At 42.5% G+C, this 22,086-nt stretch carries 31 protein-coding genes; 19 read left to right on the forward strand and 12 right to left on the reverse strand.

Annotated features, from left to right (window positions below):
- The first annotated feature begins 59 nt into the window (after positions 1–59).
- From prmA to pepF, 3 genes are read left to right on the forward strand one after another with little or no spacing between them, the layout of a single operon-like run.
- Positions 60–1,010: a 50S ribosomal protein L11 methyltransferase gene (gene prmA, locus OVN23_RS05055; protein WP_173233186.1), complete on the forward strand. Its 951-nt coding sequence runs from the start codon at positions 60–62 to the stop codon at positions 1,008–1,010.
- Between the two features lies 1 nt (position 1,011).
- Positions 1,012–1,755, forward strand: coding sequence for a 16S rRNA (uracil(1498)-N(3))-methyltransferase (locus tag OVN23_RS05060; protein ID WP_164226094.1), 744 nt, complete (start codon positions 1,012–1,014; stop codon positions 1,753–1,755).
- Between the two features lie 10 nt (positions 1,756–1,765).
- Complete coding sequence (gene pepF, locus OVN23_RS05065) at positions 1,766–3,562, forward strand: oligoendopeptidase F (RefSeq protein WP_267240726.1); 1,797 nt, start codon at positions 1,766–1,768, stop codon at positions 3,560–3,562.
- Positions 3,563–3,730: 168 nt separating this feature from the next.
- Here pepF and OVN23_RS05070 read toward each other — a convergent pair whose 3' ends face one another.
- Positions 3,731–4,120, reverse strand: a complete 390-nt coding sequence (locus OVN23_RS05070; RefSeq protein ID WP_261024958.1) for a nuclear transport factor 2 family protein — start codon at positions 4,118–4,120, stop codon at positions 3,731–3,733.
- A gap of 150 nt (positions 4,121–4,270) precedes the next feature.
- Here OVN23_RS05070 and OVN23_RS05075 point away from each other — a divergent pair, with 150 nt between their 5' ends.
- Together OVN23_RS05075 and OVN23_RS05080 are read left to right on the forward strand one after the other, a co-directional pair.
- On the forward strand, positions 4,271–4,603 hold the full coding sequence (locus OVN23_RS05075; protein ID WP_000182730.1) for a winged helix-turn-helix transcriptional regulator: 333 nt from the start codon (positions 4,271–4,273) through the stop codon (positions 4,601–4,603).
- Between the two features lie 11 nt (positions 4,604–4,614).
- Complete coding sequence (locus OVN23_RS05080) at positions 4,615–5,406, forward strand: DUF2785 domain-containing protein (protein WP_267240786.1); 792 nt, start codon at positions 4,615–4,617, stop codon at positions 5,404–5,406.
- Between the two features lie 107 nt (positions 5,407–5,513).
- Here the strand turns inward: OVN23_RS05080 and OVN23_RS05085 are convergent, their stop codons facing one another.
- Positions 5,514–6,278, reverse strand: a complete 765-nt coding sequence (locus OVN23_RS05085; protein ID WP_267240727.1) for a (S)-acetoin forming diacetyl reductase — start codon at positions 6,276–6,278, stop codon at positions 5,514–5,516.
- A 255-nt stretch (positions 6,279–6,533) separates the two neighbouring features.
- On the opposite strand from OVN23_RS05085, the gene OVN23_RS05090 reads away from it, so the two are divergent.
- Complete coding sequence (locus tag OVN23_RS05090; protein WP_173233180.1) at positions 6,534–7,202, forward strand: MIP/aquaporin family protein; 669 nt, start codon at positions 6,534–6,536, stop codon at positions 7,200–7,202.
- 83 nt (positions 7,203–7,285) lie between these two features.
- On the opposite strand, the gene OVN23_RS05095 is transcribed toward OVN23_RS05090, so the two are convergent.
- The 10 genes from OVN23_RS05095 to sstT all read right to left on the reverse strand — a co-directional run bounded on the left by OVN23_RS05095 (position 7,286) and on the right by sstT (position 13,443).
- Positions 7,286–7,408, reverse strand: coding sequence for a hypothetical protein (locus tag OVN23_RS05095; protein ID WP_259391141.1), 123 nt, complete (start codon positions 7,406–7,408; stop codon positions 7,286–7,288).
- A gap of 11 nt (positions 7,409–7,419) precedes the next feature.
- Positions 7,420–7,911 carry a preQ(1) synthase gene (gene queF, locus OVN23_RS05100; RefSeq protein ID WP_267240728.1) on the reverse strand — a complete coding sequence of 164 codons (492 nt, stop codon included), beginning with the start codon at positions 7,909–7,911 and terminating at the stop codon, positions 7,420–7,422.
- A gap of 18 nt (positions 7,912–7,929) precedes the next feature.
- Positions 7,930–8,646: a 7-carboxy-7-deazaguanine synthase QueE gene (gene queE / locus OVN23_RS05105; RefSeq protein ID WP_267240729.1), complete on the reverse strand. Its 717-nt coding sequence runs from the start codon at positions 8,644–8,646 to the stop codon at positions 7,930–7,932.
- Positions 8,639–9,082 (reverse strand): 6-carboxytetrahydropterin synthase QueD, encoded by a 444-nt coding sequence (gene queD / locus OVN23_RS05110; RefSeq protein WP_267240730.1) that lies wholly within the window; start codon positions 9,080–9,082, stop codon positions 8,639–8,641. The genes queE and queD overlap by 8 nt, the downstream gene beginning before the upstream one ends.
- Positions 9,082–9,735 carry a 7-cyano-7-deazaguanine synthase QueC gene (queC, locus tag OVN23_RS05115; RefSeq protein WP_267240731.1) on the reverse strand — a complete coding sequence of 218 codons (654 nt, stop codon included), beginning with the start codon at positions 9,733–9,735 and terminating at the stop codon, positions 9,082–9,084. The genes queD and queC overlap by 1 nt, the downstream gene beginning before the upstream one ends.
- A gap of 201 nt (positions 9,736–9,936) precedes the next feature.
- Entirely contained in the window at positions 9,937–10,251 is a 315-nt protein-coding gene (gene trxA / locus OVN23_RS05120) for a thioredoxin (RefSeq protein WP_267240732.1), read from the reverse strand.
- 16 nt (positions 10,252–10,267) lie between these two features.
- Positions 10,268–10,489: a DUF4649 family protein gene (locus tag OVN23_RS05125; protein WP_000570255.1), complete on the reverse strand. Its 222-nt coding sequence runs from the start codon at positions 10,487–10,489 to the stop codon at positions 10,268–10,270.
- A 98-nt stretch (positions 10,490–10,587) separates the two neighbouring features.
- On the reverse strand, positions 10,588–10,968 hold the full coding sequence (locus OVN23_RS05130; RefSeq protein ID WP_173219545.1) for a MarR family transcriptional regulator: 381 nt from the start codon (positions 10,966–10,968) through the stop codon (positions 10,588–10,590).
- A 142-nt stretch (positions 10,969–11,110) separates the two neighbouring features.
- Positions 11,111–12,064 carry an aromatic acid exporter family protein gene (locus tag OVN23_RS05135; protein WP_267240733.1) on the reverse strand — a complete coding sequence of 318 codons (954 nt, stop codon included), beginning with the start codon at positions 12,062–12,064 and terminating at the stop codon, positions 11,111–11,113.
- Between the two features lie 173 nt (positions 12,065–12,237).
- A complete protein-coding gene (gene sstT / locus OVN23_RS05140) occupies positions 12,238–13,443 on the reverse strand; it encodes a serine/threonine transporter SstT (protein WP_173262016.1) in 1,206 nt (401 codons plus the stop codon).
- Positions 13,444–13,581: 138 nt separating this feature from the next.
- Here sstT and OVN23_RS05145 point away from each other — a divergent pair, with 138 nt between their 5' ends.
- From OVN23_RS05145 to OVN23_RS05205, 13 genes are all read left to right on the forward strand, one after another.
- Positions 13,582–14,142 (forward strand): mechanosensitive ion channel family protein, encoded by a 561-nt coding sequence (locus tag OVN23_RS05145; RefSeq protein ID WP_172922536.1) that lies wholly within the window; start codon positions 13,582–13,584, stop codon positions 14,140–14,142.
- 60 nt (positions 14,143–14,202) lie between these two features.
- On the forward strand, positions 14,203–15,108 hold the full coding sequence (locus OVN23_RS05150; protein ID WP_173226867.1) for a magnesium transporter CorA family protein: 906 nt from the start codon (positions 14,203–14,205) through the stop codon (positions 15,106–15,108).
- Positions 15,109–15,125: 17 nt separating this feature from the next.
- Complete coding sequence (locus OVN23_RS05155; RefSeq protein WP_173226865.1) at positions 15,126–15,653, forward strand: YqeG family HAD IIIA-type phosphatase; 528 nt, start codon at positions 15,126–15,128, stop codon at positions 15,651–15,653.
- A gap of 2 nt (positions 15,654–15,655) precedes the next feature.
- Positions 15,656–16,762 carry a ribosome biogenesis GTPase YqeH gene (gene yqeH / locus OVN23_RS05160; RefSeq protein WP_267240734.1) on the forward strand — a complete coding sequence of 369 codons (1,107 nt, stop codon included), beginning with the start codon at positions 15,656–15,658 and terminating at the stop codon, positions 16,760–16,762.
- Between the two features lie 212 nt (positions 16,763–16,974).
- Positions 16,975–17,286: a ribosome assembly RNA-binding protein YhbY gene (gene yhbY, locus OVN23_RS05165; RefSeq protein WP_000060169.1), complete on the forward strand. Its 312-nt coding sequence runs from the start codon at positions 16,975–16,977 to the stop codon at positions 17,284–17,286.
- Between the two features lie 50 nt (positions 17,287–17,336).
- Positions 17,337–17,966: a nicotinate-nucleotide adenylyltransferase gene (locus tag OVN23_RS05170; protein WP_173219938.1), complete on the forward strand. Its 630-nt coding sequence runs from the start codon at positions 17,337–17,339 to the stop codon at positions 17,964–17,966.
- Positions 17,966–18,559, forward strand: coding sequence for a bis(5'-nucleosyl)-tetraphosphatase (symmetrical) YqeK (yqeK, locus tag OVN23_RS05175; protein ID WP_173219935.1), 594 nt, complete (start codon positions 17,966–17,968; stop codon positions 18,557–18,559). Before OVN23_RS05170 ends, yqeK begins: the two co-directional genes overlap by 1 nt.
- The gene (locus tag OVN23_RS05180; RefSeq protein ID WP_173219932.1) at positions 18,560–19,060 is read left to right on the forward strand and encodes a cysteine hydrolase family protein; all 501 of its coding nucleotides are present in this window, start codon (positions 18,560–18,562) and stop codon (positions 19,058–19,060) included.
- 12 nt (positions 19,061–19,072) lie between these two features.
- Positions 19,073–19,426 carry a ribosome silencing factor gene (rsfS, locus tag OVN23_RS05185; protein WP_050230861.1) on the forward strand — a complete coding sequence of 118 codons (354 nt, stop codon included), beginning with the start codon at positions 19,073–19,075 and terminating at the stop codon, positions 19,424–19,426.
- Between the two features lie 109 nt (positions 19,427–19,535).
- Positions 19,536–20,276: a class I SAM-dependent methyltransferase gene (locus OVN23_RS05190; protein ID WP_319946281.1), complete on the forward strand. Its 741-nt coding sequence runs from the start codon at positions 19,536–19,538 to the stop codon at positions 20,274–20,276.
- Between the two features lie 9 nt (positions 20,277–20,285).
- Complete coding sequence (locus OVN23_RS05195; RefSeq protein ID WP_173219926.1) at positions 20,286–21,383, forward strand: nucleotidyltransferase; 1,098 nt, start codon at positions 20,286–20,288, stop codon at positions 21,381–21,383.
- 131 nt (positions 21,384–21,514) lie between these two features.
- Positions 21,515–21,769: a type II toxin-antitoxin system Phd/YefM family antitoxin gene (locus OVN23_RS05200; protein ID WP_000388572.1), complete on the forward strand. Its 255-nt coding sequence runs from the start codon at positions 21,515–21,517 to the stop codon at positions 21,767–21,769.
- Between the two features lie 3 nt (positions 21,770–21,772).
- Positions 21,773–22,027 (forward strand): Txe/YoeB family addiction module toxin, encoded by a 255-nt coding sequence (locus tag OVN23_RS05205; protein ID WP_173219923.1) that lies wholly within the window; start codon positions 21,773–21,775, stop codon positions 22,025–22,027.
- The last annotated feature ends 59 nt before the right edge of the window (positions 22,028–22,086 follow it).

Raw genomic sequence — 22,086 nt, forward strand, 5'->3', positions numbered from 1 at the left:
AGCGTCTTCAGAGAATTTCCTATTTTGGCTTTGTGTTCTACGGGCTTGGTATCTTAAATATGGAAACATGGCAAGAGTTAAAAGTTACAGTCAAGCGTGAGGGAGAGGAATTGGTTTCAAATATCTTGATCGAGCTGGGAGCGCAAGGCGTTGCGATTGAAGACAGCATGGACTATGTGGGAAATGTTGACCGTTTCGGCGAGATTTTCCCAGAGGTCGAGCAGCAAGAAGAAATTGTGGTGACCGCCTACTATCCTGATACGGTTGATGTGGCAGTGGTTGAGGCGGACTTACAGGCTCGCTTAGCAGAATTGACAGATTTTATGGATTTGGGTGAGGTCAAGATGGGAACGACTGCCTTGGCTGAGGAAGACTGGGCAGACAACTGGAAGAAATACTATGAACCAGCTCGAATTACTCATGACTTGACCATCGTGCCGTCGTGGACGGACTACGAGGCGACTGCTGGGGAAAAGATTATCAAGCTGGATCCTGGCATGGCTTTTGGAACTGGGACGCATCCAACTACTAAGATGAGTCTCTTTGCCTTGGAGCAGGTTCTTCGTGGTGGCGAAACGGTGCTAGATGTGGGGACTGGTTCAGGAGTTCTTTCTATTGCTAGCTCGCTTCTGGGTGCCAAAGAAATTTTTGCCTACGACCTAGATGATGTGGCAGTTCGGGTTGCTCAGGAAAATATTGAGCTAAACTCTGGCATGGAAAATATCCATGTAGCAGCAGGAGACTTGCTTAAGGGAGTTGAGATTGAGGCAGATGTGATTGTAGCTAATATCTTGGCGGATATCCTCATTCATCTGACGGATGATGCTTATCGTTTGATCAAGGATGAAGGCTACCTCATCATGAGTGGGATTATCAAGGACAAGTGGGACATGGTGCGCGAGTCGGCTGAGTCAGCTGGATTTTTCCTTGAAACTCACATGGTTCAAGGGGAATGGAATGCCTGTGTCTTTAAGAAAACCAAGGATATTTCCGGTGTGATTGGAGGCTAGCATGCAACAGTATTTTGTCAAAGGCAGTGCTATCTCTCCTGTCACCATCGAGGACAAGGAAACCAGCAAACATATGTTTCAGGTTATGCGCTTGAAAGAAGATGATGAGGTGACTTTGGTCTTTGATGATGGAATTAAGCGCTTGGCGCGTGTGCTGGATGTGGAAGCCCGTCAGTTTGAGTTGGTTGAAGAGTTAGATGACAATGTGGAACTGCCAATCCAAGTGACCATCGCCTCTGGTTTTCCCAAGGGAGACAAGCTGGAATTTATTACTCAGAAAGTAACCGAACTAGGTGCCAGTCAAATCTGGGCCTTTCCTGCTGACTGGTCGGTCGCCAAATGGGATGGCAAAAAATTGGGTAAAAAGGTTGAAAAACTAGAAAAAATTGCTCTTGGAGCAGCAGAACAAAGCAAGCGTAATCTAGTACCGAGTGTCACACTTTTCGAGAAAAAATCAGATTTTCTAGCCCAACTAGACCAATTTGACCGCATCGTAGTGGCTTATGAAGAGTCGGCAAAAGAAGGTGAAGCCGCTGCGCTCTTACAAGCGGTCTCTGGTCTTGAAAAAGGAGCCAAACTGCTCTTTATCTTTGGTCCAGAAGGTGGCCTGTCACCTGCAGAAATTGAGAGTTTCGAAGCTAAGGGATCAGTCTTAGCAGGACTTGGACCTCGTATTTTGCGAGCAGAAACAGCACCACTTTACGCTTTATCAGCCCTTAGTGTTTTATTAGAATTAGAGAAATAAGAGGAAGAAAATGGAACAAAAACACCGTTCAGAATTTCCAGAGAAGGAACTTTGGGATTTAACAGCCCTATACCAAGATCGTGAGGATTTCTTACGTGCGATCGAGAAGGCTCGTGAAGACATCAACCAATTTAGTCGTGATTACAAGGGCAATCTTCATACTTTTGAGGATTTTGAAAAGGCCTTTGCGGAATTGGAACAAATCTACATTCAGATGAGCCATATTGGAAACTATGGTTTTATGCCTCAGACGACAGACTATAGCAATGAAGAATTTGCCAATATCGCCCAAGCTGGGATGGAATTTGAAACAGATGCCAGTGTAGCCTTGACCTTCTTTGACGATGCCTTGGTGGAAGCTGATGAGGAAGTCTTGGATCGTTTGGGTGAATTACCTCATTTGACGGCGGCCATTCGTCAGGCAAAAATCAAAAAAGCCCACTACTTAGGGGCTGATGTGGAGAAGGCATTGACCAATTTAGGAGAAGTTTTCTACAGTCCGCAGGACATTTACACTAAGATGCGAGCTGGGGATTTTGAAATGGCTGACTTTGAAGCCCATGGCAAGACCTACAAAAACAGCTTTGTTACCTATGAAAACTTCTACCAAAACCATGAGGATGCTGAGGTTCGTGAGAAATCCTTCCGTTCCTTCTCAGAGGGACTTCGTAAGCACCAAAATACGGCCGCTGCAGCCTATCTAGCCCAAGTCAAGTCTGAAAAACTACTAGCAGATATGAAGGGTTACGACTCAGTCTTTGATTATCTCCTGGTTGAGCAAGAAGTGAACCGTGCTATGTTTGATCGTCAGATTGACCTCATCATGAAGGATTTTGCGCCCGTTGCTCAGAGATACCTCAAGCATGTTGCCAAGGTAAATGGTCTTGAAAAGATGACCTTTGCAGACTGGAAATTGGATTTGGATAGTGCCCTCAATCCTCAAGTGACCATTGACGACGCCTATGATTTGGTCATGAAGTCGGTAGAACCTTTGGGACAAGAATATTGTCAGGAAGTTGCTCGCTATCAAGAAGAGCGCTGGGTGGACTTTGCTGCCAATAGTGGTAAGGATTCTGGTGGCTATGCGGCAGACCCATATCGCGTGCATCCTTATGTCCTCATGAGCTGGACAGGTCGTTTGAGCGATGTCTATACCTTGATTCATGAAATTGGGCATTCTGGTCAATTCATCTTTTCAGATAATCACCAAAGCTACTTCAACGCCCATATGTCGACCTACTATGTTGAAGCGCCTTCGACCTTCAATGAATTGCTTCTCAGTGATTACTTGGAGCACCAGTCTGACGACCCTCGTCAAAAACGCTTCGCTCTTGCTCACCGCTTGACAGACACCTACTTCCATAACTTTATCACTCACCTTTTGGAAGCAGCCTTCCAGCGTAAGGTTTATACATTGATTGAAGAAGGAGAAACCTTTGGGGCAAGCAAACTCAACAGCATTATGAAGGAAGTTTTGACGGATTTCTGGGGAGATGCTATTGAAATCGACGACGATGCAGCTCTGACTTGGATGCGCCAAGCTCACTACTACATGGGCTTGTATAGTTACACTTACTCAGCAGGACTAGTTATCTCGACAGCTGGTTACCTCCATCTTAAAAACTCTGAGAATGGAGCTGAAGACTGGCTCAATCTCCTCAAATCAGGTGGTAGCAAGACACCGCTTGAGTCAGCCATGATTATCGGAGCCGATATTTCAACAGACAAACCACTCCGTGATACCATTCAATTCTTGTCAGACACGGTTGACCAGATTATCGCCTACAGTGCCCAGTTGGGAGAGTAAATTAAAAGAGTCTGGGACAAAAGTTTAACTTTAAATATAAAAAGCGAACAAAACGAGTTATCTGACACTCAGAATTCTGTCTTGTTAGCTTTTTTTCTAATCTATCGATTTTAAAAATTTATAATAAAGAATTCCTAAAATCAAAATTTTTTGTCCTGGCCTCTTTAATTATCCCCAAAAGCTATCTTCTTCAGCTTGATCTGAAGAGAAGAGCCAAACTTCTTTGATTTTTCCGTCTTCAATACGGAAGAGGTCAATCCCGTTCATATTGAGTTCAGTACCATCAGCACGTGTTCCAAGAAAAGTAACATTAGCTGCGACAAAATCCTTATTGTCAGAAACCCAATTTGTTACCACCTTAAAGGTTCCATTAGTTTTCTCAGCAAATGTAGCCAAGTGAGGTCCTAGCTTGTCCTTACCAACAACTGTACCAGATATACTATGAGTACCAGGTTGATGCCAGATAATATCGTCTGCCATCGTTTCAAAGACACCAGGAAAGTCACCAGCAATTAAAGCTTGGTTATAAGCGTTGAAAATTTCTAAGTTTGTTGACATATCTATTCTCCATTTCTTTTTTATGATATAATTGTAACAGTTACAATCTAAAAAACAAGTAGACACTTTTTCGATAGCTAGTATCAAAAGTAGTACTTTTATTGATACTAAAAGATAAATTTTTTTAAAAAAATAGAAAGAAGATATTTTATGACAAATAAAGTGAGTGAGTATGGTATTTGTCCATTTGCGACAACGCAGAGGGTTTTAACGGGGAAATGGGCACTGGTAATCATTTATCAGTTGAGTACGGGTACCAAACGATTTAAAGAATTGCAGAGATTATTGCCTGGGATTACTCAAACTATTTTGACCCGTCATCTCCGTCAATTAGAAAAGGATAAGATTGTTCAACGAAAGGTCTATGCCGAAGTTCCACCACGAGTTGAGTACAGCTTAACCGAAATGGGGCAGGAATTCAGAGTTGTTTTAGACGCTGTCGAGAAATGGGGTCTAGATTATATCAAGTTGCTAGAAATGTAGAGGTATTGACCATGTATCAAGAGTTACTTAGAAAAATAGCAGAAGAAAAACCGAGCTATCGTCAAGAAGAACTCCAGTGGTTGCTTGATCACTTAGGGGATCCCAATCCAGAGATTCGTGATGAATTGGTTTTTACTAGTTTGGCTAGAGGGATTCAGGAAGAGCTATTTACACAGGAACAATTTCATTTCATTGCTGAGGCGGTTTTATCTGATGGAGGACTAGACAAAGAGATTGATAAGACAGGAACTTCAACGCTTGAACGTTCTTTTAGGGCACTTATTTATGCAAATCTCTTGTCTGCGGATGCCAACCCGCAATCAATTTTCTATCAGGGATTAAAAGCAGAAATTCGTAATGTTCTTTTAAATCAAGGCTTGCACTATCTTTCAAAAGAACAGGATACAACAGGTTTTTCAAGTCAGTATGGTTGGGTTCACGCTTTTGCACATGGATCCGATTTACTGACAGAGGTGGTTTGTCATCCAGACTTTCCTAAAAACAGAGTTCATGAAGTATTTGACATACTTGGTCAATTATTTAAAAGAATTACCATTCGTTTTACAGATGATGAGGATTGGCGTTTAGCGAGAGTGATCTATGAACCTATTTTACAAGGGAAGTTGGAGCAAGAGCAAGTAACCTCTTGGATAAAAACTGTTGATTTTTCGATAGAAGAAAGGGAAGATTTTTATAAATTTTCCAACTTCAGATCCTGTTTGTTGGAAGTCTATGTCCAACTTGATCAGAGAAATAGTTTACAAGATGACTTGAAACAAGCAATCCAGTCTTTTCAATACTAGGGATAAGCTAATATTGCCTATTGAGAGAGTTTCTATTGTATCCTTCTAACTAATAATGAAGACTAATAAAAGAGGTTGAATCATTTTCCAACCTCTTTTTGTGTATCTTAATGGAATTGCATACCACCATCAACGATAATGGTTTGTCCTGTAATGTAGTTTGAATCTGGTCCTGCAAGGAAGCTGACAGCAGCAGCCACATCTTCTGGTTCAGATAGACGTTTTAGAGTAATATCTTTTGCAAATGTCTGCATACCCCACTCGTCATCTTTTCCTGCATTTTTACCAACTTCATGAGCGATGTCGTACATCATTGGTGTTTTCACAATACCTGGTGCGTAGGCGTTAACAGTGATTCCTGAGTCTGCTAGATCACGTGCTAATGTTTGCGTAATTCCACGAACAGCAAATTTGGTTCCACCATAAACAGTTAGATTTGGATTGCCGACTACACCGGCTTGAGAAGTTGCGTTGATAATTTTACCTCCGTGGCCAAGTGCTTTAAATTGCGCTTGTGCAGCTTGTGAACCCCAAATGACACCACCAACGTTGATACCGAAAGTGCGTGTAAATTGTTCCTCAGTAATTGTATCAAGAGGAGTAGTTGGAGCAACACCAGCGTTATTTACGACAACATTCAAATCACCAAAATGGTCAACAACCTTTTGAAATGCTTGTGAAACTTCGGCCTGTTTCGAAACATCGGCCACGACAGCGAAGGCATTTTCAGCTGATAATTCTGCAACAGCTTTTTCAGCTGTTTCTGGATTGTAGTCTAAGACTCCTACCTTAAAGCCATCTTGAACCAATCGTTTTGCGATTGCAAAACCGATTCCTTGACCTGCACCTGTGACAATAGCAACTTTAGACATATGATTCCTCCTTGGTATCCACGATACCATTTAAACGTTCATAAAAGAACAGCAAAGTTGTAAAAATTAGTTCAAATTAGGGACTGAATAACTAATTAGAACTATATTGACATTATATAACTTTAGAAAAAATGTTTCAAATAAATGCTACCGTTTTTATAGAATTCTATCCTGAAAATTTCCAATCAATTTTCTTGAAACCTTTTCCCTCTTTTGATAGACTAGTATCTAGTTTTTGAAAAAAGGAGAAAGAGAATGAAAAAATTTGTCGCTGAGTTAATCGGTACGTTCATGCTTGTGTTCGTTGGGACAGGGGCTGTTGTTTTTGGAAATGGTCTTGATGGCCTTGGTCACCTTGGAATCGCCTTTGCCTTTGGTTTGGCAATCGTGGTGGCAGCCTACTCAATCGGAACTGTTTCAGGTGCTCACTTGAACCCGGCTGTTTCGATTGCTATGTTTGTTAACAAACGTTTGTCATCTTCAGAACTTGTAAACTACATCCTTGGTCAGGTTGTTGGAGCTTTCATCGCTTCTGGCGCAGTCTTCTTCCTCTTGGGTAATTCAGGTATGTCAACTGCTAGCCTTGGTGAAAATGCCTTGGCAAACGGTGTCACTGTCTTTGGTGGTTTCTTGTTTGAAATCATCGCAACTTTCTTGTTTGTCTTGGTTATCATGACTGTGACTTCAGAAAGTAAGGGCAATGGCGCGATTGCTGGTTTGGTAATCGGTTTGTCATTGATGGCGATGATTCTTGTCGGATTGAAGATTACTGGACTTTCAGTAAACCCAGCTCGTAGCTTGGCACCAGCTGTCTTGGTAGGTGGTGCAGCCCTTCAACAAGTATGGATTTTCATCCTTGCACCAATCGCTGGTGGAGTTCTTGCAGCCCTCGTTGCAAAAAACTTCCTTGGAACAGAAGAATAAATGAAAAACAAAAAGCCTTGCTCCTCATCTAGAGGAACAGGGCTTTTTCGTATGATACTCTTCGAAAATCTCTTCAAACCACGTCAGCTTCCATCTGCAACCTCAAAACCATGTTTTGAGCTGACTTCGTCAGTCTTATCTACAACCTCAAAGCAGTGATTTGAGCAACTTGCGGCTAGCTTCCTAGTTTGATTTTTGATTTTCATTGAGTATGAGTTTAACGGTTGTCAATTTTCTCTGGATAAAGGTCGTGTTGGAAGAGGCGTTGTTCTGCCAAGCCTTCATACTTAGTTCCAGGCTTACCGTAGTTGTAGTAGGGGTCGATTGAAATGCCACCACGCGGAGTGAATTTTCCCCAGACTTCTAAATAGCGAGGGTCTAGCAAGTTGATCAAGTCTTTCCCGATGGTGTTGATACAGTTTTCGTGGAAATCTCCGTGGTTTCGGTAGCTAAAGAGGTAGAGTTTGAGGGATTTTGACTCAACACAGAGCTTGTCAGGGATGTAGGAAATATAAATCGTCGCAAAGTCTGGCTGAGCAGTGATTGGACACAGTGAGGTAAATTCAGGACAGTTAAATTTGATAAAATAGTCATTTTCCACATGACGATTGTCAAAGGATTCGAGGACTTCTGGTTGATACTCGAAAATGTAGTTGGTTTCTTTGTTGCCCAGTAGGCTTAGGTTTTTCATTTCTTCTTGTTGTGACATGATTTTTTCTTTCTAATCTTAAACACCACGTTTATTATCGTAGAGGAGGGTATGGAGTTGGGGAAGGACGCGGACATTGCCCCAGCTATCGTCGGCAGCGATGCGTTCCCAGAGTTCTTTGAGACGATCCAATTGGTCTTGGACAATATTACCTGTAGCCTTGGGCTCAGGATTTCCTGCAGATAAGAAAAGGACATCTGGTTGGTAGCGCTCTTGTATGCCTCTGGCAAAGGACAAATCTGCATCGTCAAAGATAGGGATTTTAAAGGTGACCTTGTCTGGATCCAGTTGGGAAACGATAAAGTCCAAGGTCTCAAAGTTGACTTCCATCTTGGATGAAGGAGGTTTGGGACTCAGAGTGACCTGGTCGATGTCTTTCAACCAATTTTGCCAGCGGGAGCCTTGGGTCTCAACAGCAAGAGTGACACCACGTTCCTTGAGTTTAGTGACCAATTCGGCCATGTTAGCTGCTAGGATGGCAGGATTTCCCCCAGATAGGGTGACGTAGTCGTAGCTTCCTAGTTTATCCAAGGCAGCAATGACTTCGTCAGCTGTCATACGAGTTGGCTTTTCAGAACCATCCCAAGTAAAGGCAGAATCGCACCAGTCGCAGTGGTAGTCGCAACCAGCAGTGCGGACAAACATGGTTTTCTGGCCGATAGCACGGCCTTCACCTTGAAAGGTTGGGCCAAAAATTTCTAGAACTGGTAGTTTGAGGACACGTTCCCTAGTCATCTAACCACTCCCGTCTAAACTCTGCAAAGGCAGTCGGAGTCTCATAGAGGCGAACGTATTCCAAACGGAGACCGCGCTCGTCTGGCAACTCTTGACTCATGGTTTGGAAAATCCAGTAAACCATATTTTCAGCAGTTGTGTTCATATAGGGAAGAGTTTCATTGAGATAGCGATGATCCAAGTGGGGTTCTAAGTAGTTCTTGTAGCTCGCTTTGATATCTCCGAAATCGTAGGTCATGCCACGTTCATCTAAAAATCCACTGACAGCAATCTGCAGATGATAGGTGTGGCCGTGCAGGGATTTGCATTTTCCCTCATAGTGAAAGAGGTGGTGGGCAGCATCAAAGGTAAACTCTTTTGATACCAAGGTTCTGTGAGGATTGTAGATAAGAGACTCCCCAGTTTCCTGTTTGATTTCTTTGGGTGCAAAAAACATTAGGCCTCTCCTTTCTGTGAGAGATAAACATCTAGACCATGCTGACGTAGGTGGCAGGCTGGGCAATCTCCACAGCCACTCCCGATAATTCCGTTGTAGCAGGTTAAGGTCTTTTCACGAACATAGTCAAAGGCACCGAGTTGGTCAGCTAACTCCCAAGTTTCAGCCTTGTCTAGCCACATGAGAGGTGTTTGGATAACAAAGTCGTAATCCATAGCAAGGTTGAGAGTAACATTGAGAGATTTGACAAAGACGTCCCGGCAGTCAGGGTAGCCAGAGAAGTCTGTCTCGCAGACACCTGTCACGATATCTTTAATGCCTTGTTGCTTGGCAAGAACTGCCGCAAAGGACAGAAAGAGGTGGTTGCGACCATCAACGAAGGTATTGGGAAGCTCTCCTTCTTTTTGCTCAATTTCCAGATCAGAGGTCAGGGCATTTTCAGTGATTTGCCCCAGCAGAGACATATCTAAGATGTGATGACGAATACCTTGTTCCTTAGCGATTTCTTTAGCAATTTGAATTTCGAGATGATGGCGTTGACCGTAGGCAAAGGTGACGGCCTCGACCGTTTCATAGTGTTCTTTAGCCCAAAAGAGGCAGGTTGTAGAATCTTGACCGCCACTAAAGACGACCAAGGCTGATTGACGTTTCATAGTACTCCTTCCAAAATGGGAAATGTTCAGAGCACGCAAAAAGCTCCCTTGAGGGAGCTAAAAAATACCAAGTAGAGGTTTTTTTTAGCGATGGCATGTCCCAAACATCGTAATATTTTACCTATAGTCTAGCATATTTTTTGAAAAATGGCAAAGGGCAAGAAAAAAGAGACCAAAGAAAGTACTTGGTCTCTAGTGTGATTAGCTCAATTCAGCAACGATGGCCTTAATTTGTTCTGCTGTGTGAACACCAGCAACTTGTTTCACAACTTGGCCGTCTTTTTTTAAGAGAAGAGTTGGGATAGACATGATTCCAAAGGCACGAGCTGTGTTTGGATTTTTATCAACGTCCATTTTAACGATTTTCAAGACATCTTCTGAAAGTTCTTCAGACAATTTGTCCAAGATTGGACCTTGCATACGACATGGACCACACCAAGTTGCCCAGAAGTCTACCAAGACCAAACCGTCTTTTGTTTCTTGTTCGAATGTTGCATCTGTAATTGCTTTTGCCATTGTATTTCTCCTTTTTTTAGTTATATTGGCTTAAATCTTGTTTCTTGAGATAGAAGAAGATATCTCCATAAGTCCCATGGTAGTCCAAATCATGGCCGTTGTAAGTTAATTTTTGGACAGGGTAGTAGTCTGCGACGCCGATAAGGCAAGCTTGTTGCGAACGATCAAAGTCTTCATAAGACTCGAAAGTCACAGTTCTTTCGTTCTTGCTGGCATCTAAATAGGTGATTTCAATCATGTTTAAAACTCCTTTGTTTGATGATGACTTTATTTTACTCCTTGTAAAAGAGAATGTCAAGAAAAATGATTGCGCACGCAACTTTTTCTAAAATCATCTTAAATCAAGAAATCCAAACCAGTTTCCAAGCTTGCTTCGACAGCCTTTTGTAGAGAGGTCAGTGTCTTTTGCCCATCACTTGTCAGGCAGATAAAACTAGAGCGTCGATCTTGATGGCAACACATGCGACTGAGTAGACCGCAATTTTTGGCTTCCAAGCGAGCCACCATCCGAGAAACAGCGCTTGGGCTCAGATGAAGCTTATCTGGCAGGTCAATCTGGCGTAGAGATTTTTCTTGAGCCAAGTCCAGATAGTAGAGCAGGTAGAACTCTTTCAAGGTCAGGCTTTGCTCGCTCTGCTGGGCAATTGTCTCTTCCAAGAGACTTTCAATTTCTTTCTGACGACGATTGAAGTCAAACCATTTTTCCAAATAGGTCATAGTATATCCTTTCTTTTTAGAGTTGTAAATAGAAGAAAGTCCATTCACGGACAGTCTCTGCATCACAAGATGATTGTGCATGCAATAATTATACTACTTTTCAAAAGAGCTAGCAAGTTCTGTTTTTTAGTGGTTTTCTTTTTTACTGTCCATATTTTTGGTAAAAATCAACTTTTACTTGGATGAAAGTTTTGGCTTCACGTAGGAGTTGGAGAAGGGTGGCGCGGGTTTCAAATTCTTCTCTTGTCTTGGGCAGACTGCGGTTGCGGAAGACTTCCAGATAGCGTTCAATTTCATCTAGCAAATCAGAGGCAGGATTGGTCTGACTCAGTTGACCGGCAATTTTTGAAAAGAGTTGTGCTAAGATCAGGCTTTCACTGGCAGCTAGGTGGCAGGTGTTGATTTGCTGGGCCATATTTCTCAGGATACGACTTTGGCTTTGTCTCATCTCAAAGTAGTGGATATGGTAATCGGTCTGGTGAAAGAGGTGGTCAGAGTGATCCAAATAGACCAGTCTGAGGGCTTCTTCCAAAAGCGTGTCTAATTCTGCTACCAGCTGTGCTTGGTTGCGTCCGTCTCCTCTGGATAAATAGTATTTGAAGCGCTGGAGGATATCTTTTAACTTTTCTTCCACCAGCGTGTGGTAGTGCTGGATTTCCTCTTTTCGTGAAGGCATGTAGAGATTGACCAGTAAGGCAAATGCTGTACCAATTGCAAAGAGAAGGAATTCATTGACTAGAAGGTCTGGAGAGGTTGACTCTTGTACCAAGAGATGGCTAACCAAAACCGTGCTTGGTGTGATGCCAATTTCCAAGCCCATCTGGTAGGCTAGGGGAACATAAAGAGCCAGATAGAGGCCAAGGCTCCAGATATGAAATCCGCTCAAGTGAAAAGCCAAAACCCCGATAACCAGAGCCAGAAGCATGGAAAAGAGCCGATTGCGGGCCAGTTTTAAAGTACTTCTACGGGTATCAGATAGGCTCAAGAGAGCGATAATTCCAGCCGAAACTGCTGAGGAAAGATTGAGAAAATAAGCAAGCAGGCAGGCAAGGCAGGTAGCTAAGATGAGCTTGGTCGTACGTTGGCTAATAGACATAAGAATTTCCTGATAATACTCAATGAAAATCAAAGAGCAAACTAGGAAGCTAGTCGTAGGCAGTACTTGAGTACGGCAAGGCGAAGCTGACGTGGTTTGAATTTGATTTTCGAAGAGTATAAGTTAGAATAAAAGAGCAAAAGACAAAACCTGAGCAGGCTTGCCTTTATGAGTTATTTTTTACGGGCTGCTGCGTATTCGGCAACGGCGGTAAAGAGAACATCTGTAGAAGAGTTAAGGGCTGTTTCACATGAGTCTTGGATGACCCCAATCACAAATCCAACCCCAACAACTTGCATGGCAATATCGTTAGAAATACCGAAAAGGCTACAAGCAACTGGGATAAGAAGGAGGGAACCTCCAGCAATACCAGAAGCACCACAGGCTGAGATAGCTGCTACCACACTGAGGACAAAGGCTGTGGCAAAGTCAACAGGAATTCCAAGAGTATTAACTGCAGCAAGGGTCAAAACGTTAATGGTAATCGCTGCCCCTGCCATGTTGATAGTAGAACCAAGTGGGATAGAAACAGAATAGGTATCTGGGTTGAGTCCAAGGTCATGGCAGAGTTTCATATTGACAGGAATGTTAGCCGCAGAACTACGAGTGAAAAAGGCTGTCACACCGCTGACACGGAGGCAGTTCCAAACTAGAGGGTAAGGATTGCGTCTCATAAAGAAGAAGGCAATCAAAGGGTTGACCACAAGGGCGACAAAAAGCATAGTCGTTACTAATAGAACCAATAAAATACCGTAGTTGGCAAGGCTTCCGATTCCCTTGTCAGAAATGGTTTTAAAAACAAGACCAAGGATTCCAAATGGAGCCAGATTGATGATCCATTCGACAATTTTAGAAGTCACGTCAGCGATAGTTTTTAGTAATTCTTTACTATTTTTGCTGGCCTCTCTCATAGCAATTCCAAAAATGACTGCCCAAGATAGTATACCGATGTAGTTGGCAGTAAGCAGGGCGTTGACTGGGTTGTCAACCAGTTTGAGCAAGAGGTTGCTGAGGACCTGCCCAATCCCATCTGGTGGTGCAATTTCAGTATTGGCACTATTTAGGGTAATTTCAATAGGGACGATGAAACTAGCTACAACAGCTACAAGAGCAGCAGCAAAAGTTCCTAGGATATACAAGAAAACAACAGTTTTCATATTGCTATCTTGCCCCTTTTGATGTTGGGAAAGGGCATTGGCAACGAGGGCAAAGACTAGGATAGGAGCAACAGCTTTTAGACCTCCGACGAATAAATCCCCGAGTAGACCAATTCCTGAGAGATTAGGAAGGGTCAGTCCTAGGATTCCCCCACAAAGCATACCAATCAAGATACGCTTGACAAGGCTTGCCTTGTTCCAAGCATGAATGATTCTTTTCATAATAATCTCCTTTTTGTGTAGTGATTATGATTATAGTATAAATAATAGACAAAATCAAGAATTTTCTGTCTATTTTTTGAATATTTATGGAGAATGAGACTGATGAAAATATGGTATAATGAAATAAAGGAGTTTTATATGCAAAAATTTATTCAAGCTTATATTGAAAAGCTAGATGTGACAACCATTATCGAGAATATTCTAACCAAGGTCATTTCTCTTTTACTGCTTTTGATTGTATTTTATATTGCTAAAAAAATGCTTCATACTATGGTGCAGAGAATTGTCAAACCTTCTCTAAAAATGTCTCATCATGATGTCGGACGCCAAAAGACTATTGCGCGTTTACTAGAAAATGTGTTTAATTATACGCTATATTTCTTTTTACTCTACTGTATTTTATCGATTTTAGGCTTACCTGTATCTAGTTTGTTGGCTGGGGCTGGAATCGCTGGGGTGGCGATTGGGATGGGAGCCCAAGGCTTTCTATCTGATGTCATCAATGGCTTTTTCATCCTCTTTGAACGTCAACTGGATGTGGGAGATGAGGTCGTTCTGACAAATGGCCCCATTACTGTATCGGGCAAGGTCGTCAGCGTGGGAATTCGTACGACCCAGCTTCGTAGTGAGGAGCAAGCCCTTCACTTTGTCCCTAACCGAAATATCACGGTTGTTAGCAATTTCTCACGCACAGACTAGACCTGTTATTTTAAGTAATTTGTGGTACAATAGAAAGAGTTTAATAAAGGAGAAAAAAAGATGGTTTTAGAAAAGCAGTTGGGCAATGGTTGTATTTGGATAGACCTTGATGTGGATAAGATTAAAAATATGGAAGATCTTTCTGACATCTATGGATTGGACAAGGAAACCATTGAGTATGCTCTGGATAGAAATGAACGAGCTCATATGGATTATAACCGTGAAACGGAGACGGTAACCTTTATTTATAATGTTCTTGATTTAGAAAAAGACAAAGAATATTATGAAGCGATTCCCATGACCTTTATCGTCGAAAGACAACGAATGATTACCATCAGCAACCATAAGAATGCTTATGTCATTGATCAGATGTCAGCTTATCTGGATAGCCATGAGTCGCTTTCTATTTACAAGTTTCTCTTTGCTGGTTTAGAGATTATCAGTAACGCTTATTATCCTGTCATTGAAGAGATGGATAAAAGTAAGGACGAAATTAGTGCCTTGCTACGTCAAACTACAACAAAGAAAAATCTCTTCGCTCTCTCTGACTTGGAGACTGGTATGGTTTACTTGACAGCAGCAGCAAAACAAAATCGACTCCTCTTGGAACATATCCAGGGCCATGCTCTTTATCGGAGATTTAATGATGTCGAACGAGAGCAGTTTGATGATGCCATGATTGAAGCCCATCAGTTGGTGTCTATGACAGACTTGATTTCTCAAGTCTTGCAACAACTCTCAGCTTCTTACAACAACATCCTAAACAATAACTTGAATGATAGTTTGTCAATTTTGACTATTATCTCCGTCTTACTAGCAGTACTTGCGGTTATTACAGGTTTCTTCGGAATGAATGTTCCTCTACCATTTACAGAAGAGCCAAATGCTTGGATTTATATCTTAATGGCTAGCTTGATTTTATGGGCAGCCTTATCTCAATGGATGAAGAAAATTACTAGAAATTAAAAAGAAAAGGAGCCAGAATGGCGATTGAAAACTACATGCCAGATTTTGCTGTGGAAGCAGTTTATGATCTGACAGTTCCAAGCCTGCAGGCGCAGGGAATCAAGGCTGTTTTGGTCGATTTGGACAATACCCTCATTGCTTGGAACAACCCTGATGGGACGCCAGAGATGAAACAATGGCTACATGATCTTCGGGACGCGGGCATTCGCATTATCGTAGTCTCAAATAACACTAAGAAACGCGTCCAAAGAGCAGTTGAGAAGTTTGAAATTGATTACATTTATTGGGCCTTGAAGCCCTTCACATTTGGGATTGATCGTGCTATGAAGGAATTCCACTATGAGAAAAGTGAAGTGGTCATGGTCGGCGACCAGCTTATGACCGATATTCGAGCAGCCCACCGTGCTGGTATTCGCTCGATTTTAGTCAAACCCTTGGTCCAACATGACTCAATCAAAACGCAGATTAACCGAGCTCGTGAGCGCCGTGTTATGAAGCAAATAACGGAAAAGTACGGACCGATTACATATAAAAAAGGAATTTAACTATGGAAGAAATTCTCTGTATTGGTTGTGGAGCAACCATTCAGACGACAGACAAGTCTGGTCTTGGTTTTACCCCCCAGTCGGCACTTGAAAAAGGTTTGGAAACTGGCGAAGTCTATTGCCAACGTTGTTTCCGTCTCCGCCACTACAATGAAATTACGGATGTCCAGCTGACGGACGATGATTTCCTCAAGCTCTTGCATGAGGTGGGAGACAGTGATGCCTTAGTGGTCAATGTCATTGATATCTTTGATTTTAATGGCTCTGTCATCCCAGGCTTGCCACGCTTTGTATCGGGCAATGATGTCCTCTTGGTGGGAAATAAAAAAGATATTCTACCTAAGTCAGTTAAACCGGGCAAGATTAGCCAGTGGCTCATGGAACGTGCCCATGAAGAAGGGCTTCGTCCTGTTGATGTCGTCCTAACTTCAGCTCAAAATAAACATGCCATTAAGGAAGTCATTGACAAGATTGAACACTACCGTAAGGGCCGCGATGTCTATGTGGTCGGTGTAACCAACGTTGGAAAATCAACTCTTATCAATGCTATTATCCAAGAAATCACGGGTGACCAGAATGTCATCACGACTTCGCGCTTCCCAGGGACAACCTTGGATAAGATTGAGATTCCGCTTGACGACGGATCTTATATTTACGATACGCCGGGAATCATCCACCGTCACCAGATGGCCCACTACTTGACGGCCAAAAACCTCAAGTATGTCAGCCCTAAAAAGGAAATCAAACCTAAAACCTATCAGCTCAATCCTGAACAAACCCTGTTTTTAGGAGGTCTCGGACGTTTTGACTTCATTGCGGGTGAGAAGCAAGGTTTCACTGCCTTCTTTGACAATGAACTCAAACTCCATCGTACCAAGCTAGAAGGAGCTAGTGCTTTCTACGATAAGCATCTCGGAACACTTTTGACACCACCAAATAGCAAGGAAAAAGAAGATTTCCCAAGGCTAGTCCAGCATGTATTTAACATTAAGGAAAAGACAGATTTAGTCATCTCTGGACTCGGCTGGATCCGCGTAACAGGCACAGCAAAAGTCGCCGTCTGGGCACCAGAAGGCGTCGCCGTCGTCATACGAAAAGCAATAATTTAAAATAAAATCGCTGAGCGAACAAAGTGAGCTCATAAAAAGATAGTTATTGCCGTGGTGTCTTGCCAATCGATAGATTGGCAAGGGGCACAATTGAGACCAAGGCTCAATTGTGAGGTCAGGAAATCCATTTTTCAAAGATGAGATCTTTGGAAAATTAGTTCCGATCGTCCCTCACCACCTAAAATAACTATCAAAAAAACAAGGAAGAAATTATGTCATTAACATCAAAACAACGTGCCTTCCTCAACAGCCAGGCACACACTCTCAAACCCATCATCCAAATCGGGAAAAATGGTCTCAACGACCAAATCAAAACCAGCGTTCGTCAAGCTCTTGACGCCCGCGAATTGATTAAGGTAACTCTCTTGCAAAATACAGATGAAAATATCCACGAAGTCGCTGAAATCTTGGAAGAAGAAATCGGTGTGGATACAGTCCAAAAAATTGGACGCATCTTGATTTTATTTAAACAATCTAGCAAGAAAGAAAATCGCAAGATTTCTAAAAAAGTCAAAGAAATCTAAAAACCTACTCCAAATAACTGTTTTTACAGAGAAATAAAGGAGACTAGCCTATGGCAATTGAACTATTAACTCCCTTTACCAAGGTAGAGTTGGAGCCAGAAATCAAGGAGAAAAAACGCAAACAAGTCGGGATTTTAGGGGGCAATTTTAACCCCGTTCACAATGCCCATCTCATTGTTGCGGATCAAGTGCGCCAGCAGTTGGGACTAGATCAAGTTCTGCTTATGCCTGAATACCAACCTCCTCATGTAGATAAAAAGGAAACAATCCCTGAACACCATCGTCTCAAGATGCTTGAGTTGGCGATTGAGGGGATTGAAGGTCTGGACATTGAAACCATTGAGTTGGAGCGCAAGGGCATTTCCTATACCTACGACACCATGAAAATCTTGACAGAGCAACATCCAGATACGGATTATTACTTTATCATCGGTGCCGACATGGTGGACTATTTGCCTAAGTGGTATCGAATTGATGAACTGGTTGATATGGTTCAGTTTGTGGGAGTTCAGCGCCCACGCTATAAGGCTGGCACTTCCTATCCAGTTATCTGGGTGGATGTGCCTCTCATGGATATCTCATCTAGCATGGTGCGTGACTTCCTGGCCCAAGGTCGGAAACCCAACTTTCTCCTACCTCAGCCTGTGCTAGATTTCATCGAGAAGGAGGGGCTCTACTGATGGCCTATCAAGACTATATCAACTGCTCCCGTGAGGCTTTGTTAGAAAAAATGGCAGAGCTTCTACCTGAAAAACGCTTAACCCATTGTCTAGGTGTGGAGCGTGCAGCCATAGAACTGGCGGAGAGATTTGGAGTCGATGCCGAGAAAGCAGGCTTAGCAGGGCTCCTTCATGACTATGCTAAAAAGCTGTCAGATCAGGAATTTTTAGACTTGATTGACCGTTATCAGCTAGACCCTGACCTCAAAAACTGGGGCAATAATGTCTGGCATGGGCTGGTTGGTATCTACAAGATTCAAGAAGATTTGGATTTGCATGATACAGAAATCCTGCGAGCCATTGAAATCCATACAGTCGGTGCTGGTCAGATGACAGATTTAGATAAGGTCATCTATGTCGCAGACTATATCGAGCACAATCGAGCCTTTCCTGGAGTAGACCAGGCGCGTGAGATTGCAAGTCAATCGCTCAATAAGGCGGTGGCCTATGAAACAGCTCGTACCGTGGAGCATCTAGCTCATCAGGGATTTCCCATCTATCCCCAAACCCTTGAAACCTATAACGCCTTTGTGCACTATTTGAAAGAGGACTAAATGAAGACGGCTTTTATAATCATTGATGTTCAGAATATTTTAGTGGAAACCGGTTTTCAGACAAATAGTCTATTGGAAAAAATTTCTTATTTACAAAACCAGGCTAGAAGTAAGAATATCGAAATTATTTATGTTCAACATATTGAGAACGCTGAAGCTCAAACATCAGAAGATTGGCAGTTATCTGAGCTTTTAAACCGAAAACCTGATGAAAAGGTCTTTCAGAAGAAGTATAACAGTATTTTCAAAGAAACTGGTTTAAAAGAATATTTGGATAAACAGGGGATTGAAAAATTAGTTTTATGTGGTATGCAGACAGAATATTGTGTGGATACCTCTGTCAAGGTTGCTTTTGAATATGGCTATCAGCTTATTATTCCAGAAGGAACTTGCACAACGTTTGATGGGAAAGACATTCCAGCAGAAACGATAAATGAATTCTATGAGGGTATTTGGGAGGGGCGCTTTGCAGATGTCCTAGATTACAAACATATTTTCTAGAAAGAGGACTAAATGAACGAAAAAGAATTACTAGAACTAGTCGTGAAAGCGGCTGATGAGAAACGTGCGGAGGATATCCTTGCACTCGACGTACAAGATTTGACCAGCGTGACGGACTACTTTGTCATCACGAGCTCGATGAATAGCCGTCAGTTGGACGCTATTGCTGATAACATTCGTGAAAAAGTAGCCGAAGCTGGTGTTAAAGGCAGCCATGTCGAAGGCGATGCGGCAGGAGGCTGGGTCTTGCTAGACCTTGGTGGTGTCGTTGTGCATATCTTCTCAGAAGAAATGCGTGCCCACTATAACTTAGAAAAACTATGGCATGAGGCGAATTCAGTAGATATTTCAGAAGCTCTTGCTTAGAAGATGAACTCAGTTGTAGTCAACTGGGTTTCTTTGCTTATTTTAGAAAAATTGATAGAAAGGTAAAGAGCTAGTGGTGTTTGCCATTGAGGCTCTTGGTATCATGATTATGGCAACTTATGAAACCTTTGCGGCTGTTTACGATGTTGTGATGGATGATAGTTTATACGATAAATGGACGGATTTTTCGCTGCGTCATTTGCCTAAGACCAAGGAGAGAAAGAAACTCTTGGAACTGGCTTGTGGAACAGGAATTCAATCGGTGCGCTTCTCTCAGGCTGGTTTTGATGTGACTGGACTGGACTTGAGTGCTGATATGTTGAAAATTGCCGAAAAGAGAGCTGCTTCAGCCAAGCAAAAGATTGATTTCATTGAAGGAAATATGCTGGATTTGTCCAAGGCAGGTCAATATGATTTTGTCACTTGTTATTCGGACTCAATCTGCTACATGCAGGATGAAGTGGAAGTAGGGGACGTTTTTAAGGAAGTCTATAATGCTCTTAATGAAGACGGAGTTTTCATCTTTGACGTGCATTCGACTTACCAGACAGATGAAGTTTTTCCAGGCTATTCCTACCATGAAAATGCGGAAGATTTCGCTATGCTTTGGGACACCTATGAGGATTCAGCACCACATTCTATCGTACATGAGCTGACCTTCTTTATCAAGGAGGATGACGGTTCCTTTAGTCGTCACGATGAAGTGCATGAGGAGCGGACCTATGAGGTCTTGACCTATGATATTTTGTTGGAACAGGCTGGATTCAAGTCCTTCAAACTCTATGCGGACTTTGAGGACAAGGAGCCAACAGAAACTAGCACCCGTTGGTTTTTTGTGGCGCAGAAGTAGGAGATCACTATGACCATCACGGGTATTATCGCGGAGTTTAATCCTTTTCATAATGGACACAAATACCTGCTGGAACAGGCTGAAGGACTGAAAGTCGTGGCTATGTCTGGAAATTTCATGCAGAGAGGCGAGCCTGCTATTGTAGATAAGTGGACACGGACCCAGATGGCGCTGGAAAACGGAGCAGATCTGGTAGTGGAATTGCCCTTTTTAGTCAGTGTTCAGGCAGCTGATTTCTTCGGTCAAGGAGCTGTGGATATCTTGGCTCGCTTGGGCATTGATAATCTAGCTTTTGGGACAGAGGAAGTTCTGGATTACCAGGAAATCGCTGACTTATACACAGAGCAAGGTGCTGAGATGGAGAAATTTGTGGAAAATCTGCCTGATTCCCTTTCCTATCCCCAGAAAACCCAAGCCATGTGGAAGGAATTTGCTGGTCTTGATTTTTCAGGTAATACCCCCAATCATGTTCTTGCTCTCGCTTATGCCAAGGCGGTTGCGGGACGAAATATCAAGATGCATCCAATTCAACGTCAGGGGGCGGGTTACCATTCTGTGGATAAAGATGTGGACTTTGCCTCGGCTACAGCCCTCCGTCAGCACCAGAGAGATACAGATTTCTTAGAACGCTTTATGCCTTCTGTTGCTCTATTTGAGCAGGCTAATAAGGTGAGCTGGGAAGACTATTTTCCCTTGCTCCGCTATCAAATCTTATCAAATCTCGACCTAACCACCATCTATCAGGTCAATCAAGAAATGGCAGTGCGCATCAAGGATGCTATCAAGATAGCCCAATCTGTGGAAGACTTGGTTGAAGCGGTTGCGACCAAGCGTTACACCAAGGCGCGTGTCAGACGCCTCTTGACCTATATCTTGGTGCAAGCTAGAGAAGGTGACTTGCCAGAAGCCATTCATGTCCTTGGATTTACTGAAAAAGGCAGGCAACATCTCAAGTCTTTGAAAGGTCAGGTCAGTCTAGTCAGCCGAATTGGCAAAGAACCTTGGGATGTCATGACTCAAAAGTCAGACCAGATTTACCAACTAGGAAATCCAAGTATAGCAGACCAGAATTTTGGAAGAGTGCCGATAAGAATAGAAACAAACTAAGTCTACTGAAAGGTGGACTTTTTGAGATTTTTTACGAATAAATAGATAGAAAAGAAAATCTTGTACAAGTTCCTGACAATTTCTTTCTTTTTGTGTATAATAGTGGAAAAGAGGTAAAACGAGGTATGGTTATGGAAGCAGTTCTTTACTCAACATTCCGAAATCATTTAAAAGACTACATGAAGAAGGTCAATGATGAATTTGAGCCTTTAACGGTGGTTAACAAAAATCCAGATGAGGACATTGTAGTTCTTTCAAAGAGCGAATGGGACAGTATTCAGGAAACCCTGAGAATCGCTCAAAATAAGGAGTTATCAGACAAGGTTTTGCGAGGAATGGCTCAAGTCCGTGCTGGAAGCACTCAAGTCCATGTTATTGAGGAGTGAGGAATGCTGCTCAAGTTTACAGAAGATGCCTGGGTTGATTATTGCTACTGGCAAAATCAGGATAAGAAAACCCTAAAACGAATAAACAAACTAGTCAAGGATATTCAACGTGATCCCTTTACAGGAATAGGTAAGCCAGAACCACTCAAGTATGACTACCAAGGAGCCTGGTCACGTCGTATCGACGCAGAAAATCGCTTGATTTATATGATGGATGGAGATAGCGTGGCTTTCTTGTCCTTTAAAGATCATTACTAAGTCTACTGCGAAGTAGGCTTTTTATTTTTTAAATTTTTATTAGTAAGTTTAAGATAAAG

It is taken from the genome of Streptococcus sp. Marseille-Q6488, assembly GCF_946902925.1.
Lineage (GTDB): Bacteria > Bacillota > Bacilli > Lactobacillales > Streptococcaceae > Streptococcus.

Excerpts from the sequence above, each read along its gene's own strand:
- OVN23_RS05205 (WP_173219923.1), top strand. The coding sequence starts at position 21,773 with ATGCTGCTCAAGTTTACAGAAGATGCCTGGGTTGATTATTGCTACTGG.
- trxA (WP_267240732.1), bottom strand. The coding sequence starts at position 10,251 with ATGGCAAAAGCAATTACAGATGCAACATTCGAACAAGAAACAAAAGAC.
- yhbY (WP_000060169.1), top strand. The coding sequence starts at position 16,975 with ATGTCATTAACATCAAAACAACGTGCCTTCCTCAACAGCCAGGCACAC.
- OVN23_RS05145 (WP_172922536.1), top strand. The coding sequence starts at position 13,582 with ATGCAAAAATTTATTCAAGCTTATATTGAAAAGCTAGATGTGACAACC.
- OVN23_RS05080 (WP_267240786.1), top strand. The coding sequence starts at position 4,615 with ATGTATCAAGAGTTACTTAGAAAAATAGCAGAAGAAAAACCGAGCTAT.
- OVN23_RS05090 (WP_173233180.1), top strand. The coding sequence starts at position 6,534 with ATGAAAAAATTTGTCGCTGAGTTAATCGGTACGTTCATGCTTGTGTTC.
- OVN23_RS05195 (WP_173219926.1), top strand. The coding sequence starts at position 20,286 with ATGACCATCACGGGTATTATCGCGGAGTTTAATCCTTTTCATAATGGA.
- OVN23_RS05155 (WP_173226865.1), top strand. The coding sequence starts at position 15,126 with ATGGCGATTGAAAACTACATGCCAGATTTTGCTGTGGAAGCAGTTTAT.
- yqeK (WP_173219935.1), top strand. The coding sequence starts at position 17,966 with ATGGCCTATCAAGACTATATCAACTGCTCCCGTGAGGCTTTGTTAGAA.
- queF (WP_267240728.1), bottom strand. The coding sequence starts at position 7,911 with ATGTCACAACAAGAAGAAATGAAAAACCTAAGCCTACTGGGCAACAAA.
- OVN23_RS05070 (WP_261024958.1), bottom strand. The coding sequence starts at position 4,120 with ATGTCAACAAACTTAGAAATTTTCAACGCTTATAACCAAGCTTTAATT.
- OVN23_RS05130 (WP_173219545.1), bottom strand. The coding sequence starts at position 10,968 with ATGACCTATTTGGAAAAATGGTTTGACTTCAATCGTCGTCAGAAAGAA.
- queE (WP_267240729.1), bottom strand. The coding sequence starts at position 8,646 with ATGACTAGGGAACGTGTCCTCAAACTACCAGTTCTAGAAATTTTTGGC.
- queD (WP_267240730.1), bottom strand. The coding sequence starts at position 9,082 with ATGTTTTTTGCACCCAAAGAAATCAAACAGGAAACTGGGGAGTCTCTT.
- OVN23_RS05200 (WP_000388572.1), top strand. The coding sequence starts at position 21,515 with ATGGAAGCAGTTCTTTACTCAACATTCCGAAATCATTTAAAAGACTAC.
- OVN23_RS05095 (WP_259391141.1), bottom strand. The coding sequence starts at position 7,408 with ATGAAAATCAAAAATCAAACTAGGAAGCTAGCCGCAAGTTGCTCAAAT.
- OVN23_RS05135 (WP_267240733.1), bottom strand. The coding sequence starts at position 12,064 with ATGTCTATTAGCCAACGTACGACCAAGCTCATCTTAGCTACCTGCCTT.
- OVN23_RS05150 (WP_173226867.1), top strand. The coding sequence starts at position 14,203 with ATGGTTTTAGAAAAGCAGTTGGGCAATGGTTGTATTTGGATAGACCTT.
- queC (WP_267240731.1), bottom strand. The coding sequence starts at position 9,735 with ATGAAACGTCAATCAGCCTTGGTCGTCTTTAGTGGCGGTCAAGATTCT.
- OVN23_RS05085 (WP_267240727.1), bottom strand. The coding sequence starts at position 6,278 with ATGTCTAAAGTTGCTATTGTCACAGGTGCAGGTCAAGGAATCGGTTTT.
- OVN23_RS05060 (WP_164226094.1), top strand. The coding sequence starts at position 1,012 with ATGCAACAGTATTTTGTCAAAGGCAGTGCTATCTCTCCTGTCACCATC.
- OVN23_RS05125 (WP_000570255.1), bottom strand. The coding sequence starts at position 10,489 with ATGATTGAAATCACCTATTTAGATGCCAGCAAGAACGAAAGAACTGTG.
- OVN23_RS05180 (WP_173219932.1), top strand. The coding sequence starts at position 18,560 with ATGAAGACGGCTTTTATAATCATTGATGTTCAGAATATTTTAGTGGAA.
- OVN23_RS05075 (WP_000182730.1), top strand. The coding sequence starts at position 4,271 with ATGACAAATAAAGTGAGTGAGTATGGTATTTGTCCATTTGCGACAACG.
- OVN23_RS05170 (WP_173219938.1), top strand. The coding sequence starts at position 17,337 with ATGGCAATTGAACTATTAACTCCCTTTACCAAGGTAGAGTTGGAGCCA.
- OVN23_RS05190 (WP_319946281.1), top strand. The coding sequence starts at position 19,536 with ATGGCAACTTATGAAACCTTTGCGGCTGTTTACGATGTTGTGATGGAT.
- yqeH (WP_267240734.1), top strand. The coding sequence starts at position 15,656 with ATGGAAGAAATTCTCTGTATTGGTTGTGGAGCAACCATTCAGACGACA.
- rsfS (WP_050230861.1), top strand. The coding sequence starts at position 19,073 with ATGAACGAAAAAGAATTACTAGAACTAGTCGTGAAAGCGGCTGATGAG.
- sstT (WP_173262016.1), bottom strand. The coding sequence starts at position 13,443 with ATGAAAAGAATCATTCATGCTTGGAACAAGGCAAGCCTTGTCAAGCGT.
- pepF (WP_267240726.1), top strand. The coding sequence starts at position 1,766 with ATGGAACAAAAACACCGTTCAGAATTTCCAGAGAAGGAACTTTGGGAT.
- prmA (WP_173233186.1), top strand. The coding sequence starts at position 60 with ATGGAAACATGGCAAGAGTTAAAAGTTACAGTCAAGCGTGAGGGAGAG.